Genomic DNA, 17,525 nt, shown 5'->3' with positions numbered 1-17,525 from the left:
GGCTGGCCAGTATGCCCAAGCCCACCGGCCCCGTCATCTGCTTTCAGGTAGCGTCTGCCGGCAGGCTCAACGGCAGCAGCCGCGCGGTATTGCGTGCATCTTCCAGGGCCCGGTGCTGCTGCCCGCAAAAGTGCATGCCGGCCAGCTGCAGTGCACCATTCAGGCCAGCGGGGCGCTGCAGGTGGCGGGCCTTGGCGAAGCGTTGCTTGAGGTTGATGTGCGGCAGGGTCCGCATCAGGCTGTCCAGCCCATGCTGCTGCCACTCCTGGTGCAACTGCTGGCGGTCGTAGTCGCCCCAGCTGACCCAGGCCTGAAGCTGCCCGCGGTGGTGCCCGAGCCAGCGCTCGAAGCTTGCCCATACCTCGCGGAACGACGCGGCACTGTCCACGCTGGCCTGGCTGATGTGGGTCAGCTCACGGCAGAACGGGGTCAGCTGCGGTCGCCGCCGAGGCTTCACGAAGCGCTGGAAGTGGTCGACCTCGCGGCCATCGCGGGTAACCAGGCTTGCGCCGATTTCAATGACTTCCATCTCTGTGACCGGCCACCCACCATCGTCGGTGGTGGCTTCCAGGTCGATCACCAACCAGTGGCCCATACCAGGCTCCCTTGCAGATCCTGCTAGAGCGTAGCGAAACTCCGGGCATCCGGCATCCCCTGGCAGTTTGCCCGCAGCTTTGGCGCAAAGTGCCACTAACCGGCAGTTGTGTCCGGCCCGGAAAACGCCTAGCTTAGGCGGACCCCGGCATGAACCGTGATGAGTGTCCGTCTTGACTCCAGCGACCGGCCTGAAGGCCCTGTCTTCCCTGATGCTGCTAGCCGTGTTCTGGCTGGCGGCGCCGGCATGGGCTGCCGATGCCGTCGAGGTAAAGATTGGCGCTGCGCATTTCCCTCCGTACACGGTACGCCCGGAGCAGGGCGCCGACAGCGGCCTGCTGCGGCAGTTGGTCGACGCGCTCAATCGCGCGCAGCAGCGCTACCACTTCGTTGTGGTGCCCACCTCCATCCAGCGGCGTTTTGGTGACCTCCAGCAAGGCCGCACCGACATGGCCATTTTCGAGAACCCGGCATGGGGCTGGCAGCAGATTGCCCACCAGAGCGTGGACATGGGCCTGGAAGATGCCGAGGTGTTCGTCGCCCGCAAGGCCAATGGCCGTGACCCGCATTACTTCGACGACCTGCGCGGCAAGCGCCTGGCGCTGTTCAACGGCTACCACTATGCGTTCGCCGGCTTCAACTCCGACCCCGACTACCTGCGCAATGCCTACAACGCGACCCTGACGTATTCCCATGACAGCAACCTGCTGATGGTGCAGGCTGGCCGCGCCGACATCGCCCTGGTCACCCGTTCCTACCTCAGCGATTTCCTGAAGCGCAACCCGGCCAGCCAGGATCAGTTGGTGCCCTCGCAGCGCATTGACCAGGTCTACCACCACTACGCCTTGCTGCGCCCGGGGGCGCCGATCGGCGAGCAGTCGTTCGCGACGCTGCTGCGGGACCTGCGCGACAGTGGCGAGCTGGCGCGCATCTTCGAGCCCTACCACATCACGGTGGCGGCCCCACACGACTAAATTCCCGTGATGCGGCAACGTTCTCAGCAGTGAGCCTTTTCTTCATTGCCGCGAGTCAAGCCCATGCCGTTCGATGCCGCATCACAGCCCCAGTCAGCGCCACGCTGGCGCAGCCTCAGTGCCGAGGAGGGTGAAAGCTGGCTGAGCCTGTCCCTCGAAGGCCGCGCGTTGGTCCAGTTGCGCCTGGAGATGGGTGCTTCTCTGCATGTCCACCTCGAGCGGCTGTGCCCCGAGCGCCCCTATGTGGCCTTGTGGGCCGCCTGTTATTGGCTGCTGGCCCGCGATGCGGCCTGCCAGCGTCTTGCCTGGCACCTGCCCGAGCCGTTGCCTCAGGCATTGACCAGTGGCCTGCTGCTGGCCGGCGAGCAGCCTGGCCAATACCTGTGCGAGCGGGCGCTGTTCTGGCAGCTGCCACAGCCGTGGCTGGGCGAGTCGGCCAGCGTCGCCTACCCACAGCAGATGCAGATCAGCAACGGCAAGCGCCACCCACGCCGCGCGCCCAAGCCTCGTGGCGAGGTGTACCGGCGCTTCGATACGCGCCTGGGCAGTTGGGTATCGCTGCGTACCTTGGAGATCGAGCATGACCTGGAGCGCTTCAACCGCTGGCAGAACAACCCGCGGGTGGAGGCGTTCTGGCAGGAGGGTGGCACCCTTGCGCAGCATCGCGAATACTTGGGCAAGCTCGAGGCCGACCCGCATGCCCTGACGCTGATCGGTTGCTTCGATGACCAGCCGTTTGCCTACTTCGAGGCGTACTGGGCCAAGGAGGATCGCATTGCGCCGTTCTACCCGGCCGATGATTACGACCGTGGCATCCACATGCTGGTGGGGGAGGAGAGCCACCGCGGGCCGCACAAGGTGGCCAGCTGGCTATCGGCGCTGGTGCACTACCTGTTCCTGGATGACCCACGCACCCAGCGGGTGGTGGCCGAGCCGCGTGCCGACAACGGCAAGATGATCGGCTACATGCACGACCAGTGCTTCCATTGCGACAAGGAGTTCGACTTCCCGCACAAGCGTGCGGCGTTGATGATTCTGGGGCGGGAACGGTTTTTCGATAAGTGTAAATTGGCTTGAGTGCCAGGGGGCCGCTGTGCGGCCCTGTGGGAGCGGGTTTACCCGCGAAGAATGCGACATGGTGCATGGCACCGGCTATGCCGGTGTTCGCGGGTAAACCCGCTCCCACACGTGCCCTCAGCAACCTTGAAGGTTCAGGCCTGCCGACTGGCCGTCTTGCGGCAATGCACCAGCGCATCGCGGATCATGAAGTTGACCAGCGTCGGCGACACTCCCAGCTCCTTGGCAATGTCCTTCTGCGGCACGCCATGCAGGCGGTACATCTCGAAGGCATAGCGGGTGCGCTGGGGCAGTTCGTTCAGCGCCTCGGCAATGTCATCCAGCGCGGCAAGGTTGATGTGGGTGGCTTCGGGGGAGGCGTTTTGCACGACCACGTTCAGGCCTTCCTCCTCGCTGCCGGAGTATTTCAGCTCCATGGCCTGCTTGCGGTAGTGGTCGATGGCCAGGTTGCGCACGATCTGGAACAGGTAGCTCAGCTGCGCCTTGAACGACGATGTGATCTGCGGGGCCGCGCTGAGCCGGAAAAAGGCGTCCTGCACCACATCTTCGGCGCGCGATCGGCAGCCGGTGATGCGGGCAGCGATCTTGACCAGAATGCTGCGGTTGTCGACGAAGGCCTGCAGTAATGGTGAATCGCACTTACTTGTGGATAGTTGTTCCGCCATGGAAATCACCTTGTCACAGAGGGGAAAGGACGCACCCAAATTTGGGAAGCTTCCTACGACGGGCGACAAGCTATTCAGAATGATAATGATTGTCAAATGCGAAATGTAATTGGTTTCATGTGGTTTCAGTTCTAAAGCGCAGAGATGGCTGGGTGCATGTCAGGCGCAACATTTCTCAAGGCAAATACCTGGCAACCCTCACGTGCCCCCAAAGCCTCACCACCGCTAATTTCTCCCCCCGCCCATCCGTCCCCTGTGTACACCTCAGGCCGCCACATGCCGCTGCGCCCACGTTCGCGCAGCAGCCGGCCCGACCCAACCAGAAACTGGCAGGAACACCCCATGACGGACGCCTTCGAACTCCCGCTCTCGCTGGTCCAGGCCCTGGCGCAGCGCGCCGTGCAGACCCCGGACAAAGTCGCCTTGCGCTTTCTGGCCGACGCTCCCGGCGAGCAGGCCGTGCTCAGCTACCGGGACCTCGACCAGCGCGCACGCACCATCGCTGCTGCCTTGCAAAGCCGGGCCGGTTTCGGCGACCGCGCAGTGCTGTTGTTCCCCAGCGGGCCAGACTATGTGGCGGCATTCTTCGGCTGCCTGTATGCCGGTGTGATTGCGGTGCCGGCCTACCCGCCGGAGTCCGCGCGCCAGCACCACCAGCAGCGCTTGCTGTCGATCATCGACGACGCCGAGCCGCGCCTGCTGCTGACCGTCGCGGCCCTGCGCGACAGCCTGCAAGGCCTGGAAGCCCTGACAGCGGCCAACGCCCCCGAACTGCTGGCGGTGGATGGCCTGGACCCGGCACTGGCTGCAAACTGGCGCGAACCCGCGCTCAAGGGTGATGACATCGCCTTCCTGCAATACACCTCCGGCTCCACAGCACTGCCCAAGGGCGTGCAGGTCAGCCATGGCAACCTGGTGGCCAACGAACAACTGATCCGCCAAGGCTTTGGCATCGACCTCAACCCCGACGATGTGATCGTCAGCTGGCTGCCGCTGTACCACGACATGGGCCTGATCGGCGGCCTGCTGCAGCCGATCTTCAGCGGCGTGCCCTGTGTGCTGATGTCGCCGGGCTACTTCCTGGCCCGGCCGCTGCGCTGGTTGCAGGCCATCAGCGAATACGGCGGCACCATCAGCGGCGGCCCCGACTTTGCCTACCGGTTGTGCAGCGAGCGGGTCAGCGAGGCCTCCCTGGCCGGGCTCGACCTCAGCCGCTGGCGGGTGGCCTATTCCGGCTCCGAGCCGATCCGCCAGGACAGCCTGGCGGCCTTTGCCGACAAGTTCCAGGCCTGCGGCTTCGACCCGCAGAGCTTCTTCGCCAGCTACGGCCTGGCCGAGGCGACCCTGTTCGTCAGCGGCAGCCGCCGTGGCCAGGGCATCGCCGCGCTGGAGCTGGACGCCGAAGCCTTCGCCGCCAACCGTGCGGAGCCAGGCAAGGGCAGTGTGCTGATGAGCTGTGGCTACCCGCAGCCCGGGCATGCCGTGCGCATTGTCGAACCACAACGCCTGCAGGTGCTGGGCGACAACCAGGTGGGCGAGATCTGGGCCGCCGGCCCGAGCATCGCCCTGGGCTACTGGCGCAACCCCGAGGCCAGCGCCCGCACCTTCGTCGAGATGGGCGGCCAGACCTGGCTGCGTACCGGCGACCTGGGCTTCATGCGCGAAGGTGAAGTGTTCGTCACCGGCCGCCTGAAGGACATGCTCATCGTGCGCGGGCAGAACCTGTACCCGCAGGACCTGGAAAAAACCCTCGAGCGCGAAGTGGAGGTTCTGCGCAAAGGCCGGGTGGCAGTGTTCGCCGTCGAGCAGCAAGGCGAGGAGGGCATTGGCGTGGCGGTGGAAATCAGCCGCAACGTGCAAAAGACGATCAAGCCCCAGGCGCTGATCAAGACCCTGCGCCAGGTGATCGCCGACGCCTGCCGCCAGGCCCCGGCCGTGGTCCTGCTGCTGAACCCGGGGGCGCTACCCAAGACCTCCAGCGGCAAGCTGCAGCGTTCGGCCTGCCGCCTGCGCATGGACGATGGCAGCCTGGACTGCTATGCCCGCTTCCCTGAGGTGGGCGAGCCCGTTGCCACGGATGCCGCCGGCAATGAACTGCAGGCGCGCATCGCCGGTGTGTGGCGCGACATCCTCAAGGTCGAGGCGGTGGCGGCGGACGACCACTTCCTGCTGCTGGGCGGCAACTCCATCGCCGCCACCCACGCCACCGCACGCCTGGCCGATGAACTGGGCATCGAGCTGGGCCTGCGCACCCTGTTCGAAGCGCCGATACTGGCTGACTACGCCAAGGCCGTGGCCGCGATCATCGCCGAAGGCGGTGGCCGGGTCGGTGCCATCGCCACAGTGAAACGCACCCAGGCGCTGCCCCAGTCGCTGGCGCAAAACCGTCTGTGGTTGCTGTGGCAGTTGGACCCGCAGTCGGCCGCCTACAACATTCCGGCCGGCCTGCAGTTGCGCGGTGAGCTGGACGAAAACGCACTGGAAGCAGCCTTCCAGGCGCTGGTGGCGCGCCATGAATCGCTGCGCACCCTGTTTGCCGAAGAGAACGGCCAGGCCCTGCAGCGCATCCAGGCGCAGCAGCCGTTCGACCTTCGCCGCCTGGACCTCGAAGGCCAGGCCGCCGAACAGGTCGCCGCCCAACGTGAAACCGAAGCTCGCCAGCCGTTTGACCTGACCCGGGGGCCGTTGCTGCGGGTGACCCTGGCGCGCCTGGACGATGAGCACCATCAACTGTGGGTGACCCTGCACCATATCGTCGCCGACGGCTGGTCGCTGAACATCCTGCTCGACGAATTCGCCAAACTGTACGCAGCCCATTGCCAGGGCCTTGAGGCCAACCTGGCACCGCTGACCCTGGGTTATGCCGACTACGGCACCTGGCAGCGACAGTGGCTGGCCGCAGGCGAAGCCGAGCGTCAGCTGCAGTACTGGCAGGCGCGTCTGGGGGATGAACTGCCGGTGCTCGACCTGTGTACCGACCACCCGCGCGCCAGCCAGCGCGACCACCGCGCCACTCGCTTCAACCTCAAGGTACCGGCCAGGCTCACCGAAGCGCTCAAGGGCCTGGCCCGCGAACAGCAGGCCAGCCTGTTCATGGTACTGCTGGCCGGCTGGCAGGCGCTGTTGCACCGCTACAGTGGCCAGGCCGATATTCGTGTCGGCGTGCCCAACGCCAACCGCCCGCGCCTGGAAACCCAAGGCATGGTCGGCTTCTTCATCAACACCCAGGTGCTGCGTGCGCAGCTCGACGGCCACCTGCCGTTCGACCAGTTGCTGGCCCAGGTGCGCCAGGCCACCCTTGATGCCCAGGCCAACCAGGACCTGCCGTTCGAGCAACTGCTCGAAGCCCTGCCCGAGGCTCGCGAGCAAGGCCTGTTCCAGGTCATGTTCAACTACCAGCAACGTGACCTGTCTGCGCTGCGCCGCCTGCCGGGCCTGCTGGCCGAAGAGCTGCCGTGGCACAGTCGCGAAGCCAAGTTCGACTTGCAGCTGCACAGTGAAGAAGACCACCAGGGCCGCCTGAGCCTGGCCTTCGACTATGCCGCCGAATTGTTCGATGCCAGTACCGTCAAGCGCCTGGCCCAGCACCTGTTGGCCCTGCTCGAGCAGGTGTGTGCCGGGCCGCAGCGGGCGCTGGGCGAGGTGCAACTGCTCGACGAGCCTGGCCGCGCGCAACTGCTGAGCTGGGGCGAGGCACCCGCTGCGCCGCCGCAGCGCCTGCTGGTCGAGCAGCTCAATGAGCAGGCACGCCTGACCCCGCAGCGCACCGCCCTGGTGTGGGGCGGTGGCAGCCTGGATTACGCCGAGTTGCACCAGCAAGCCAACCGTCTGGCCCACTACCTGCGTGACAAAGGCGTGGGCCCAGACACTTGCGTGGCCATCGCCATCGAGCGTTCGCCGCAGCTGCTGGTGGGCCTGCTGGCCATTCTCAAGGCCGGTGGTGCCTATGTGCCGCTGGACGTCGATTACCCGGCCGAGCGCCTGGCCTACATGCTCGCCGACTGCAACGCTGGCCTGTTGCTGAGCCACAGCAGCCTGCTGGGCAAGCTGCCACAGGTTGATGGCGTCAGCGCCATCGCCCTCGACCAGCTGCACCTGGACAGCTGGCCAAGCCATGCCCCCGGGTTGCATCTGCATGGCGACAACCTGGCCTATGTGATCTACACCTCCGGCTCCACCGGCCAGCCCAAGGGCGTGGGCAATACCCACGCGGCACTGGCCGAGCGCCTGCAATGGATGCAGGCCAGCTATGTGCTGGACGACAGCGACGTGCTGATGCAGAAGGCGCCGATCAGCTTCGACGTTTCGGTGTGGGAATGCTTCTGGCCACTGGTGACCGGTTGCAAGCTGGTGCTCGCCGGCCCTGGCGAGCACCGCGACCCGCAGCGCATCGCCGCGTTGGTGCAGGCCCATGGCGTGACCACGCTGCACTTCGTGCCGCCGCTGTTGCAGGTGTTCGTCCAGGAGCCGCAGGCGGGTGCCTGCGGCAGCCTGCGCCGGCTGTTCTCCGGTGGCGAAGCGCTGTCCGCGGCACTGCGTGACCGCGTGCTGCAGGTGCTGCCACAGGTGCAGTTGCACAACCGCTATGGCCCGACCGAAACCGCCATCAACGTCACTCACTGGCACTGCCAGGCCACCGATGGCGAACGCTCGCCGATCGGCCGCCCGCTGGGCAATGTGCTGTGCCGTGTGCTGGACGACGAGCTGGAACTGACCGCCCCCGGTGTGCCGGGCGAGCTGTACCTCGGCGGTGCAGGCCTGGCCCGTGGCTACCTGGGCCGCCCGGGCCTCACCGCCGAGCGCTTCGTGCCCCAGGCTGACGGCAATGGCGAGCGCCTGTACCGCAGTGGCGACCGCGCCCGCTGGCAGGTGCAGACCGAGGCGCTGGAATACCTTGGCCGCCTCGATCAGCAGGTCAAGGTGCGTGGCTTCCGTGTCGAACCCGAGGAAGTCCAGGCCTGCCTGCTGGCGCAGCCGGGGGTCGAACAGGCGCTGGTGCTGATTCACAAGGATGCCGTAGGTGCGCAACTGGTCGGCTACTACAGTGGCAGCGCCCAGCCTGATGCATTGCTGACGGTGGTGGCTGAACAACTACCGGCCTACATGGTGCCGGCACAACTCATCCCGCTGGCGCAGATGCCACTGGGCCCCAGCGGCAAGGTCGACCGCAAGGCATTGCCCGCCCCGGTGTGGCAGCAGCGGCAGCACGTGGAGCCGCAAACCGAGTTGCAGCAGCAGGTCGCCGCCATCTGGCGCGAGGTGCTGAACCTGCCGCGCATCGGCCTGCAGGATGACTTCTTCGCCCTCGGCGGCCATTCGCTGCTGGCCACTCAAATTGTCTCGCGCACGCGTCAGGCTTGCGATGTCGAGCTGCCGCTCAAGGCCCTGTTCGACGCCAGCGAGCTGGGCGCCTTCTGTGCCGAGATCACGCGTATTCGTGCTGCCGGTGAGCGCAACCTGCAAGGCGTAATCACCCGCGTCGACCGCCGCCAGGCGGTGCCGCTGTCGTACTCGCAGCAGCGCATGTGGTTCCTCTGGCAAATGGAGCCGGGCAGCCCGGCGTACAACGTCGGCGGCATGGCGCGCTTGCGCGGCACCCTGCATGTGGATGCCTTCGAGCGTGCGCTGCAGGCGCTGGTGGTGCGCCACGAAACCCTGCGCACCACCTTCCCCAGCATCGATGGCGTGCCGTATCAGTGCGTGGCCGAAGACAGCAGCCTGCACCTCGACTGGCAAGACTTCAGCGCCTTGCCCGCAGATGCCCGCCAACAACGCCTGCAGCAACTGGCCGACGACCAGGCGCACCAGCCGTTCGACCTGGAGCGCGGCCCGCTGCTGCGTGCCTGCCTGGTCAAAGCCGAAGAGCGCGAGCATTTCTTCGTGCTGACCCTGCACCATATCGTCACCGAGGGCTGGGCCATGGACATCTTCGCCCGCGAACTGGGCGAGCTGTACGAGGCCTTCGTCGATGACCGCGAATCGCCGCTGGCGCCGCTGCCGGTGCAGTACCTGGACTACAGCGTGTGGCAACGGCAATGGCTGGAAAGCGGCGAGGGCGCCCGCCAGCTGGCCTACTGGCAGGCCCGCCTGGGCGATGAGCACCCGGTGCTGGCGTTGCCTGCCGACCGCCCGCGCCCGGCAGTGCAGAGCCACCGTGGCGAGCTGTACCGCTTCGAGCTCGACCCGGCGCTGGTTGCCCGCGTGCATGCCTTCAACAGCCAGCGCGGCCTGACCCTGTTCATGACCATGACTGCCACCCTGGCCGCCTTGCTGCACCGCTACAGCGGCCAGCGTGACCTGCGCATTGGCGCGCCGGTGGCCAACCGCATCCGCCCGGAAAGCGAAGGGCTGATTGGCGCGTTCCTCAACACCCAGGTGCTGCGTTGCGAGCTGGACGGCCAGATGAGCGCCGCACAGTTGCTGGAGCAGGTACGCCAGGTTGCCATCGAAGGCCAGTCGCACCAGGACCTGCCGTTCGACCAACTGGTGGAAGCCCTGCAGCCACCGCGCAGCAGCGCCTACAACCCGCTGTTCCAGGTGATGTGCAACGTTCAGCGCTGGGCCTTCCAGCAAAGCCGCCAGCTTGCCGGCATGCAGGTGGATTACCTGGTCAACGACGCCAGCGCCACCAAGTTCGACCTGTACCTGGAGGTGACCGACCTCGACGGCCGCCTGGGTTGCTGTCTGACCTATAGCCGTGACCTGTTCGACGAACCACGCATCGCACACATGGCCGAGCACTGGCAGCAATTGCTGGCGGGCCTGCTCGACAACCCGCAACAGCGCCTGTGCGAGCTGCCGATGCTGAGCAGCGCCGAGCAGCAGGTGCTGGCGGGCCAGTTGCAGGGCGAGCAGGGTCTCGCTCTCGACCAGACCGTGCACGGCCTGTTCACCGCCCAGGCTGCGCGCACGCCACACGCTGGCGCGTTGACCTTCGCCGGCCGGCACATGACCTATGCCGAACTCGACCAGCAGGCCAACCGCCTGGCCCGCGCCCTGCGCGAGCGTGGCGTCGGCCCGCAGGTGCGTGTGGGCCTGGCGCTGGAGCGTTCGCTGGAAATGGTCGTCGGCCTGCTGGCCATCCTCAAGGCCGGTGGCGCCTACGTGCCGCTCGACCCCGAATACCCGCTCGACCGCCTGCGCTACATGATCGAGGACAGCCGCATTGGCGTGCTGCTCAGCCAGCGCGCGTTGCTGCAAACCCTGGGCGAGCTGCCCGAGGGTGTGGCGCGCTGGAGCCTGGAGGACGACAGCGCGAGCCTGTCGGCCTACAGTGATGCGCCGCTGGACAACCTCAACCTGCCGCAGCACCAGGCCTACCTGATCTACACCTCTGGCTCCACCGGCAAGCCCAAGGGCGTGGTAGTCAGCCACGGCGAGTTCGCCATGCATTGCCAGGCGGTGATCGACGCGTTCGGTATGCGCGGCGATGACTGCGAGCTGCACTTCTATTCGATCAATTTCGACGCCGCCAGCGAACGCCTGTGGGTGCCGCTGCTGTGTGGCGCCCGCGTGGTGCTGCGCGCCCAGGGGCAGTGGGGTGCCGAAGACATCTGCCAGCTGGTGCGCGAGCAGCAGGTGAGCATCCTCGGCTTCACGCCAAGCTACGGCAGCCAGTTGGCGCAGTACCTGGCCGGGCAGGGCGAGCAGTTGCCAGTGCGCCTGGTCATTACCGGTGGTGAGGCGCTGACCGGCGAACACTTGCAGCGCATCCGCCAGGCCTTTGCGCCGCAGCAGTTCTTCAACGCCTACGGACCGACCGAAACCGTGGTCATGCCGCTGGCCTGCCTGGCACCACAGACACTGCCGGCGGAGCTGGGCAGCGTGCCGATCGGCCGTGTCATCGGTAGCCGCACGGCCTACATCCTCGACGAAGACCTTGCCCTGTTGCCGCAAGGCGGTGTTGGCGAGCTGTATGTCGGCGGTGCCGGCCTGGCCCAGGGTTACCACGACCGCCCGGGCCTAAGCGCCGAGCGCTTCGTCGCCGACCCGTTCGGCAGCGAAGGCGGGCGCCTGTATCGCACCGGTGACCTGGTGCGCCTGGGCAGCGATGGCCTGGTCGAGTACGTCGGTCGCGCCGACCAGCAGGTGAAGATTCGCGGTTTCCGTATCGAGCTGGGCGAAATCGAAAGCCGCCTGCAGGCGCATGCCGATGTCGACGAAGCTGTGGTGCTGGCCCTCGACCTGCCGGGCGGCAAGCAACTGGTGGGTTACCTGGTGTGCAGGCAGGCCGCTGCCGACAGCGAGGCCCAGGGCCTGCTGCGCGACGCGGTGAAAGCCGATGCCCGCCAGCACCTGCCGGACTACATGGTGCCGGCGCACTTGGTGCTGCTCGACAGCCTGCCGCTGATGGGCAACGGCAAGCTCGACCGTCGTGCGCTGCCGCTGCCGGACCTGGAACAGGCACGCCAGCAGTACCAGGCGCCTGGCAACGAGCTGGAAGCGCAACTGGCGCAGATCTGGCGCGACGTGCTCAACATTGCCCGGGTCGGCGTGCAGGACAACTTCTTCGAACTGGGCGGCGACTCGATCCTGTCGATCCAGGTGGTCAGCCGTGCTCGTCAGGCCGGCTTGCAGTTCACCCCGCGCGACCTGTTCCAGCATCAGACCATCCAGACCCTGGCCGCCATCGTTCAGCGCAGCGAAGCCGCCAGCAGCATCGAACAGGGCCTGCGCCAGGGCCAGGCCGGCCTCACGCCGATCCAGCACTGGTTCTTCGACAGTGAAGTGCCACAGCCGCAGCACTGGAACCAGGCTGTTCTGCTGGAGGCACGCAAGCCGCTGGATGAGGGGGTACTGAAGCGAGCCTTGGCCGACCTGGTGCAGCACCACGACAGCCTGCGCCTGCGCTTTGGCCAGGCCCAGGGCCGCTGGCAGGCCGAATATGCTTCGCCTGCCACCGGGCAGTTACTGTGGACAGCCACGATCGCCGACTTCGCCGATTGCCAACCGCTGTACACCGACCTGCAACGCAGCCTCGACCTGGAACAGGGCCCACTGTTGCGCGCCTTGCTGGTAAATGACGGCCAGGGCGGCCAGCGCCTGTTGCTAGCTATCCATCACTTGGTGGTCGATGGCGTGTCGTGGCGCGTGCTGCTGGAAGACCTTCAGGCGCTGTACCGAGGCCAGCCGCTGCCGGCCAAGACCCACGCCATGGGCGACTGGGCCGCACGCCTGGCCAGCTATGCCGGCAGTGATTCGCTGCGCGACGAGCTGGGCTGGTGGCAAGGCCAGTTGGGTGGTGTGCGCCGTGAACTGCCATGTGATCACCCGCAGGGCGGCAACCTGCACCGCCACGCCCGTACCCTGGCCATCGGCCTGGATGTGGCGCAGACCCGGCAGTTGCTGCAGCAGGCCCCGGCGGCCTATCACACCCAGGTCAACGACCTGCTGCTGACCGCGCTGGCGCGTGCCCTGTGCCGCTGGAGCGGTGATGAAGAAGTGCTGGTACAGCTTGAAGGCCATGGCCGTGACGGGCTGTTCGAAGACATGGACCTGACCCGCAGCGTCGGCTGGTTCACCAACGCCTACCCGCTGAGCCTGCGCCCGCTGCCAGGCGAGGACGATGCAGCGCGGGCAGGCTCGATCAAGCGCATCAAGGAGCAACTGCGCCAGGTGCCGCACAAAGGGCTGGGTTATGGCGTGTTGCGCTACCTGGCCGATACGGCAGTGCGTGAGCAGATGGCGGCCCTGCCGCAGGCACGCATCACCTTCAACTACCTGGGCCAGTTCGACCAGCAGTTCGACAGCACAGCCCTGTTCCAGCCGCTGGACGCCCCGGCCGGCCTGGCCCACGACCTCGATGCACCGCTGCCCAACTGGCTGAGTGTCGATGGCCAGGTGTACGGCGGCGCCCTGCAACTGCGCTGGACCTTCAGTGCCGAACGCTACGACGAGCGGACCATCGCCTGCCTGGCCGAGGCCTATCGTCAGGAGCTGCTGGCGCTGGTCGAGCATTGCCTGGCTGATGGCAACGGCAGTTTCACGCCATCGGACTTCCCGCTGGCGCACCTGACCCAGGCGCAGATCGACGCGCTGCCGGTACCGGCCGCGCAGATCGAGGACGTCTACCCGCTGACGCCGATGCAGGAGGGCATGTTGCTGCACACCCTGCTGGAGCCGGGTACTGGCCTCTACTACATGCAGGACCGCTACCGCATCAACAGCGCGCTCGACCCCGAACGCTTCGCCCAGGCGTGGCAGGCGGTGGTGGCACGCCACGAGGCGCTACGCGCATCGTTCAGCTGGAACACCGGCGAGGCGATGCTGCAGATCATCCACAAACCGGGCAACATGCCGGTGGACTATCAGGACTGGCGTGGCCTCGACGATGACGCCCAGGAGCAGCGCCTGCAGGCCCTGCACAAGCAGGAACGCGAGGCTGGTTTCGCCCTGCTCAGCGAGGCGCCGTTCCACCTGCGCCTGGTGCGTGTGGCCGACGAGCGCTACTGGTTCATGATGAGCAACCACCACATCCTCATCGATGCCTGGTGCCGTTCGCTGTTGATGAACGATTTCTTCGAGATCTACCAGGCCCTCGGGGAGGGGCGCCAGGCCCGCTTGCCGGTGCCACCGCGCTACCGCGACTACATCGGCTGGCTGCAACGCCAGGGCCTGGACGACGCGCGAACCTGGTGGCAGGCCAACCTGGCCGGCTTCGAACGCGCCACCACCATCCCCAGCGACCGCCCGCTGCGCCACGATCATGCCGGTAGCGGCATGATCGTCGGCGACTGTTACACCCGCCTGGCGGTGAGCGACGGCGTGCGCCTGCGCGAACTGGCCCAGGCCCACAAGCTCACCGTCAACACCTTCGCCCAGGCGGCCTGGGCACTGGTGCTGGCGCGCTACAGTGGCGACCGCGACGTGGCCTTTGGCGTGACCGTGGCCGGGCGCCCGGTGAGCATGCCGCAGATGCAGCGTACCGTCGGCCTGTTCATCAACAGCGTCGCCCTGCGCGTGCAATTGCCGGTGGCGGGTGAGCGCTGCAGTGTGCGGCAGTGGTTGCAAGGCCTGTTGGAGCACAACATGGAGCTGCGCGAGTATGAATACCTGCCGCTGGTGGCCATCCAGGAATGCAGCGAACTACCCAAGGGCCAGCCGCTGTTCGACAGCCTGTTCGTGTTCGAGAACGCGCCGGTGGAAACCGCCGTGCTCGACCACGCCCAGCACCTGAATGCCAGCTCCGACTCGGGCCGTACCCACACCAACTTCCCACTGACCGCAGTGTGCTACCCGGGCGATGACCTTGGCCTGCACCTGTCGTTCGACCAGAGGTACTTCGACTACCCGACCGTCGAGCGCCTGCTGGCCGAGTTCAAGCGCCTGCTGCTGGCGCTGGTGCAAGGCTTTGAAGGGGAGATGAGCGCACTGCCGTTGCTGGGCGCCGAGGAGCAGCGTTTCCTGTTAGAGGACTGCAACCGTACCGCGCGCGCCTATCCGCTGGAAGACAGCTACATCGCGCAGTTCGAGGCGCAGGTGGCCGCGCATCCGCAACGTACCGTGGCCCGCTGCCTGGACGCGTCCTACGACTACGCCGGCTTGAACCTGGCGGCCAACCGTCTGGGCCATGCCTTGATCGCGGCGGGTGTGAGCGTGGACCAGCCGGTGGCACTGCTGGCCGAGCGTGGGCTACCGCTGCTGGGCATGATTGTCGGCAGTTTCAAGGCCGGTGCCGGCTACCTGCCACTGGACCCGGGCCTGCCGGCGGCGCGCCTGCAAAGCATCATCGAGCTCAGCCGTACACCCGTGCTGGTGTGCAGCGCGGCCTGTGCCGGGCAAGGGCGGCAGTTGCTGGGCGAGCTGGAGGCGGCGGTGCGGCCGCAGCTGCTGGTCTGGGAAGACATTCAGGCCAGCCCGGTGGCCAGCCACAACCCCGGCATTCACAGCGGGCCGGATAACCTCGCCTATGTGATCTACACCTCAGGCTCCACCGGCCTGCCGAAGGGGGTGATGGTCGAGCAGCGCGGCATGCTCAACAACCAGCTGAGCAAGGTGCCTTACCTGGCGCTCGGCGAGCACGACGTGATCGCCCAGACGGCCTCGCAGAGCTTCGACATTTCGGTGTGGCAGTTCCTTGCCGCACCGCTGTTCGGCGCCAGGGTAGAGATCGTGCCGAACGCCATCGCCCATGACCCGCAGGGCCTGCTGGCGCATGTGCAGGCCACCGGCATCAGCGTGCTGGAAAGCGTGCCGTCGCTGATCCAGGGCATGTTGGCCAACGACCACCAGGCCCTCGATGGCCTGCGCTGGATGCTGCCGACCGGCGAAGCCATGCCTCCGGTGCTGGCGGCGCAGTGGCTGCAGCGCTACCCGCAGATCGGCCTGGTCAACGCCTACGGCCCGGCGGAGTGCTCCGATGACGTGGCGTTCTTCCGCGTCGATGCAGCCTCGACCCGTGGCAGCTACCTGCCGATCGGCACGCCGACCGACAATAACCGCCTGTATCTGTACGGCGAGGACCAGACGCTGGTACCACTGGGTGCGACAGGTGAGTTGTGCGTGGCCGGCACCGGCGTGGGCCGTGGCTATGTCGGCGACCCGGTGCGCACAGCGCTGGCGTTCATTCCCCATCCTCATGGTGCACCGGGCGAACGCCTGTACCGCACCGGAGACCTGGCGCGGCAGCGCCCGGACGGGGTGCTGGAGTATGTCGGACGCATCGACCATCAGGTGAAGATTCGCGGCTACCGCATCGAACTGGGCGAAATCGAAGCCCGCCTGCACGAACAGCCGGAAATCCGCGACGCTGCCGTTGGCGTGCAGGAGAGCGTCAATGGCAAGCACCTGGTGGGTTACCTGGTGGCGCATCAGGGTGTTGCAGCCGACGCTGCGTTGCTGGAACAGCTCAAGCTGCGCCTGCGTGCCGAGTTGCCGGAGTACATGGTGCCACTGCACTGGGGCTGGTTCGACAGCCTGCCGCACAACGCCAACGGCAAGCTCGACCGCAAGGCCTTGCCGGCCATCGACATCGGTGGCCAGCACAGCCAGGCCTACCAGGCGCCGCGCAATGAGCTGGAAGAGGTACTGGCCGGTATCTGGGCGGATGTGCTCAAGGCCGAGCGGGTCGGGGTGCACGACAACTTCTTCGAGCTGGGCGGGCATTCGCTGCTGGCCACGCAAATCGCCTCGCGGGTGCAGAAGCAGCTGCAACTGAACGTGCCGCTGCGGGCGATGTTCGAGTGCAGCACGGTGGAGGAGCTGGCGGTTTATGTGCAGGGGCTGCTGGGCAGTGTGCTGGATGACGACAAGGTCGACCGGCTCAGTGACCTGATGGCCGAGCTGGAGGGGTTGTGACCTGAGCAGGTGCACAAACGTTGAAATTGTTGGGGCCGCTATGCGGCCCTTTCGCGACACAAGGCCGCTCCTACAGGTGCGGCGTTGTTCTCGAGGTTTGGCGCTGTATCTGTGGGAGCGGGCATGCCCGCGAACACCGGCGCAGCCGGTGCCATACCTGCAACCCCACCTTTCCCATGGTTCTTCGCCGTCATGATGCAGCCCCGATTTCTTCCTGCGACATCGACGCATTGATGAATGCTTCATCATAAGAGTTCGCATGGTAGCGAGCGAGAAACTCATGAGCATTCTCAAATGGCTCGAGGTGTTGATGAGCGAGCATGTAGAAACGATGGCAGTTTGTGGCAATTTCCTCGGTGTAGTGGGATGAAATCAAAACACCAGCGCCGTTTTTGCACGCGTTCTTTATACCTAGCCATATGTGGTGTCTGAATTCTGGGTCTACCCCCGCAGTAGGCTCGTCGAGGATGATCAGGTCGCTGCCCATTAGCAGTAGCGTCAGTGTGACAAAACTCCGGACTTCGCCATAGCTGCAAGTAGATGCCTTCTTCTTGTAGATTTCAGCATACCGTTTCGACAGGGAAGGTGACCATTCAGAGAGGCGTGAAAGCACCTCGCAGTGATCCGGTGCTGATCTGGAGTTTAAATGTGTAATCAGTTGGTAGACTTCGCTCATCCTGAGCAAGGGCGGTGGTGTCAGTACTTGAGTCAGATAAGCCTGCTGTCTGGATGAATTTATGATTGTGCCGTTGCTTGGTTTTCTGATGTTGCAGATCAGGTCGAAAAGCGTGGTCTTTCCTGCTCCGTTACTGCCCAGTACGCCAACGGTTTCTCCTTTTTTCAACTGTAGCGTGATGTTCTGTAGTAGAGGGCTGCTGTTGTATGAAAAGTCCAGGTTTTTGATGGTGAGAAGGTGCAT

6 protein-coding genes are annotated in these 17,525 nt (G+C 65.8%); 3 read left to right on the top strand and 3 right to left on the bottom strand.

Annotated features, from left to right (window positions below):
- Positions 1–43: 43 nt before the first annotated feature.
- A complete protein-coding gene (locus M1D87_RS18295) occupies positions 44–595 on the bottom strand; it encodes a 3'-5' exonuclease (protein ID WP_421091801.1) in 552 nt (183 codons plus the stop codon).
- A 172-nt stretch (positions 596–767) separates the two neighbouring features.
- On the opposite strand from M1D87_RS18295, the gene M1D87_RS18290 reads away from it, so the two are divergent.
- Together M1D87_RS18290 and M1D87_RS18285 are read left to right on the top strand one after the other, a co-directional pair.
- On the top strand, positions 768–1,568 hold the full coding sequence (locus M1D87_RS18290) for a substrate-binding periplasmic protein (RefSeq protein ID WP_123085344.1): 801 nt from the start codon (positions 768–770) through the stop codon (positions 1,566–1,568).
- A gap of 63 nt (positions 1,569–1,631) precedes the next feature.
- The gene (locus M1D87_RS18285) at positions 1,632–2,645 is read left to right on the top strand and encodes a GNAT family N-acetyltransferase (protein WP_123085343.1); all 1,014 of its coding nucleotides are present in this window, start codon (positions 1,632–1,634) and stop codon (positions 2,643–2,645) included.
- A 134-nt stretch (positions 2,646–2,779) separates the two neighbouring features.
- On the opposite strand, the gene M1D87_RS18280 is transcribed toward M1D87_RS18285, so the two are convergent.
- Positions 2,780–3,310 carry an RNA polymerase factor sigma-70 gene (locus M1D87_RS18280; protein ID WP_015271130.1) on the bottom strand — a complete coding sequence of 177 codons (531 nt, stop codon included), beginning with the start codon at positions 3,308–3,310 and terminating at the stop codon, positions 2,780–2,782.
- Positions 3,311–3,652: 342 nt separating this feature from the next.
- On the opposite strand from M1D87_RS18280, the gene M1D87_RS18275 reads away from it, so the two are divergent.
- The gene (locus tag M1D87_RS18275) at positions 3,653–16,606 is read left to right on the top strand and encodes a non-ribosomal peptide synthetase (protein WP_421091800.1); all 12,954 of its coding nucleotides are present in this window, start codon (positions 3,653–3,655) and stop codon (positions 16,604–16,606) included.
- 190 nt (positions 16,607–16,796) lie between these two features.
- On the opposite strand, the gene M1D87_RS18270 is transcribed toward M1D87_RS18275, so the two are convergent.
- The gene (locus tag M1D87_RS18270) at positions 16,797–17,525 is read right to left on the bottom strand and encodes an ATP-binding cassette domain-containing protein (protein ID WP_123085341.1); all 729 of its coding nucleotides are present in this window, start codon (positions 17,523–17,525) and stop codon (positions 16,797–16,799) included.

The organism is Pseudomonas sp. SA233 (assembly GCF_054792385.1).
This window is presented reverse-complemented; position numbering and strand designations above follow the sequence as displayed.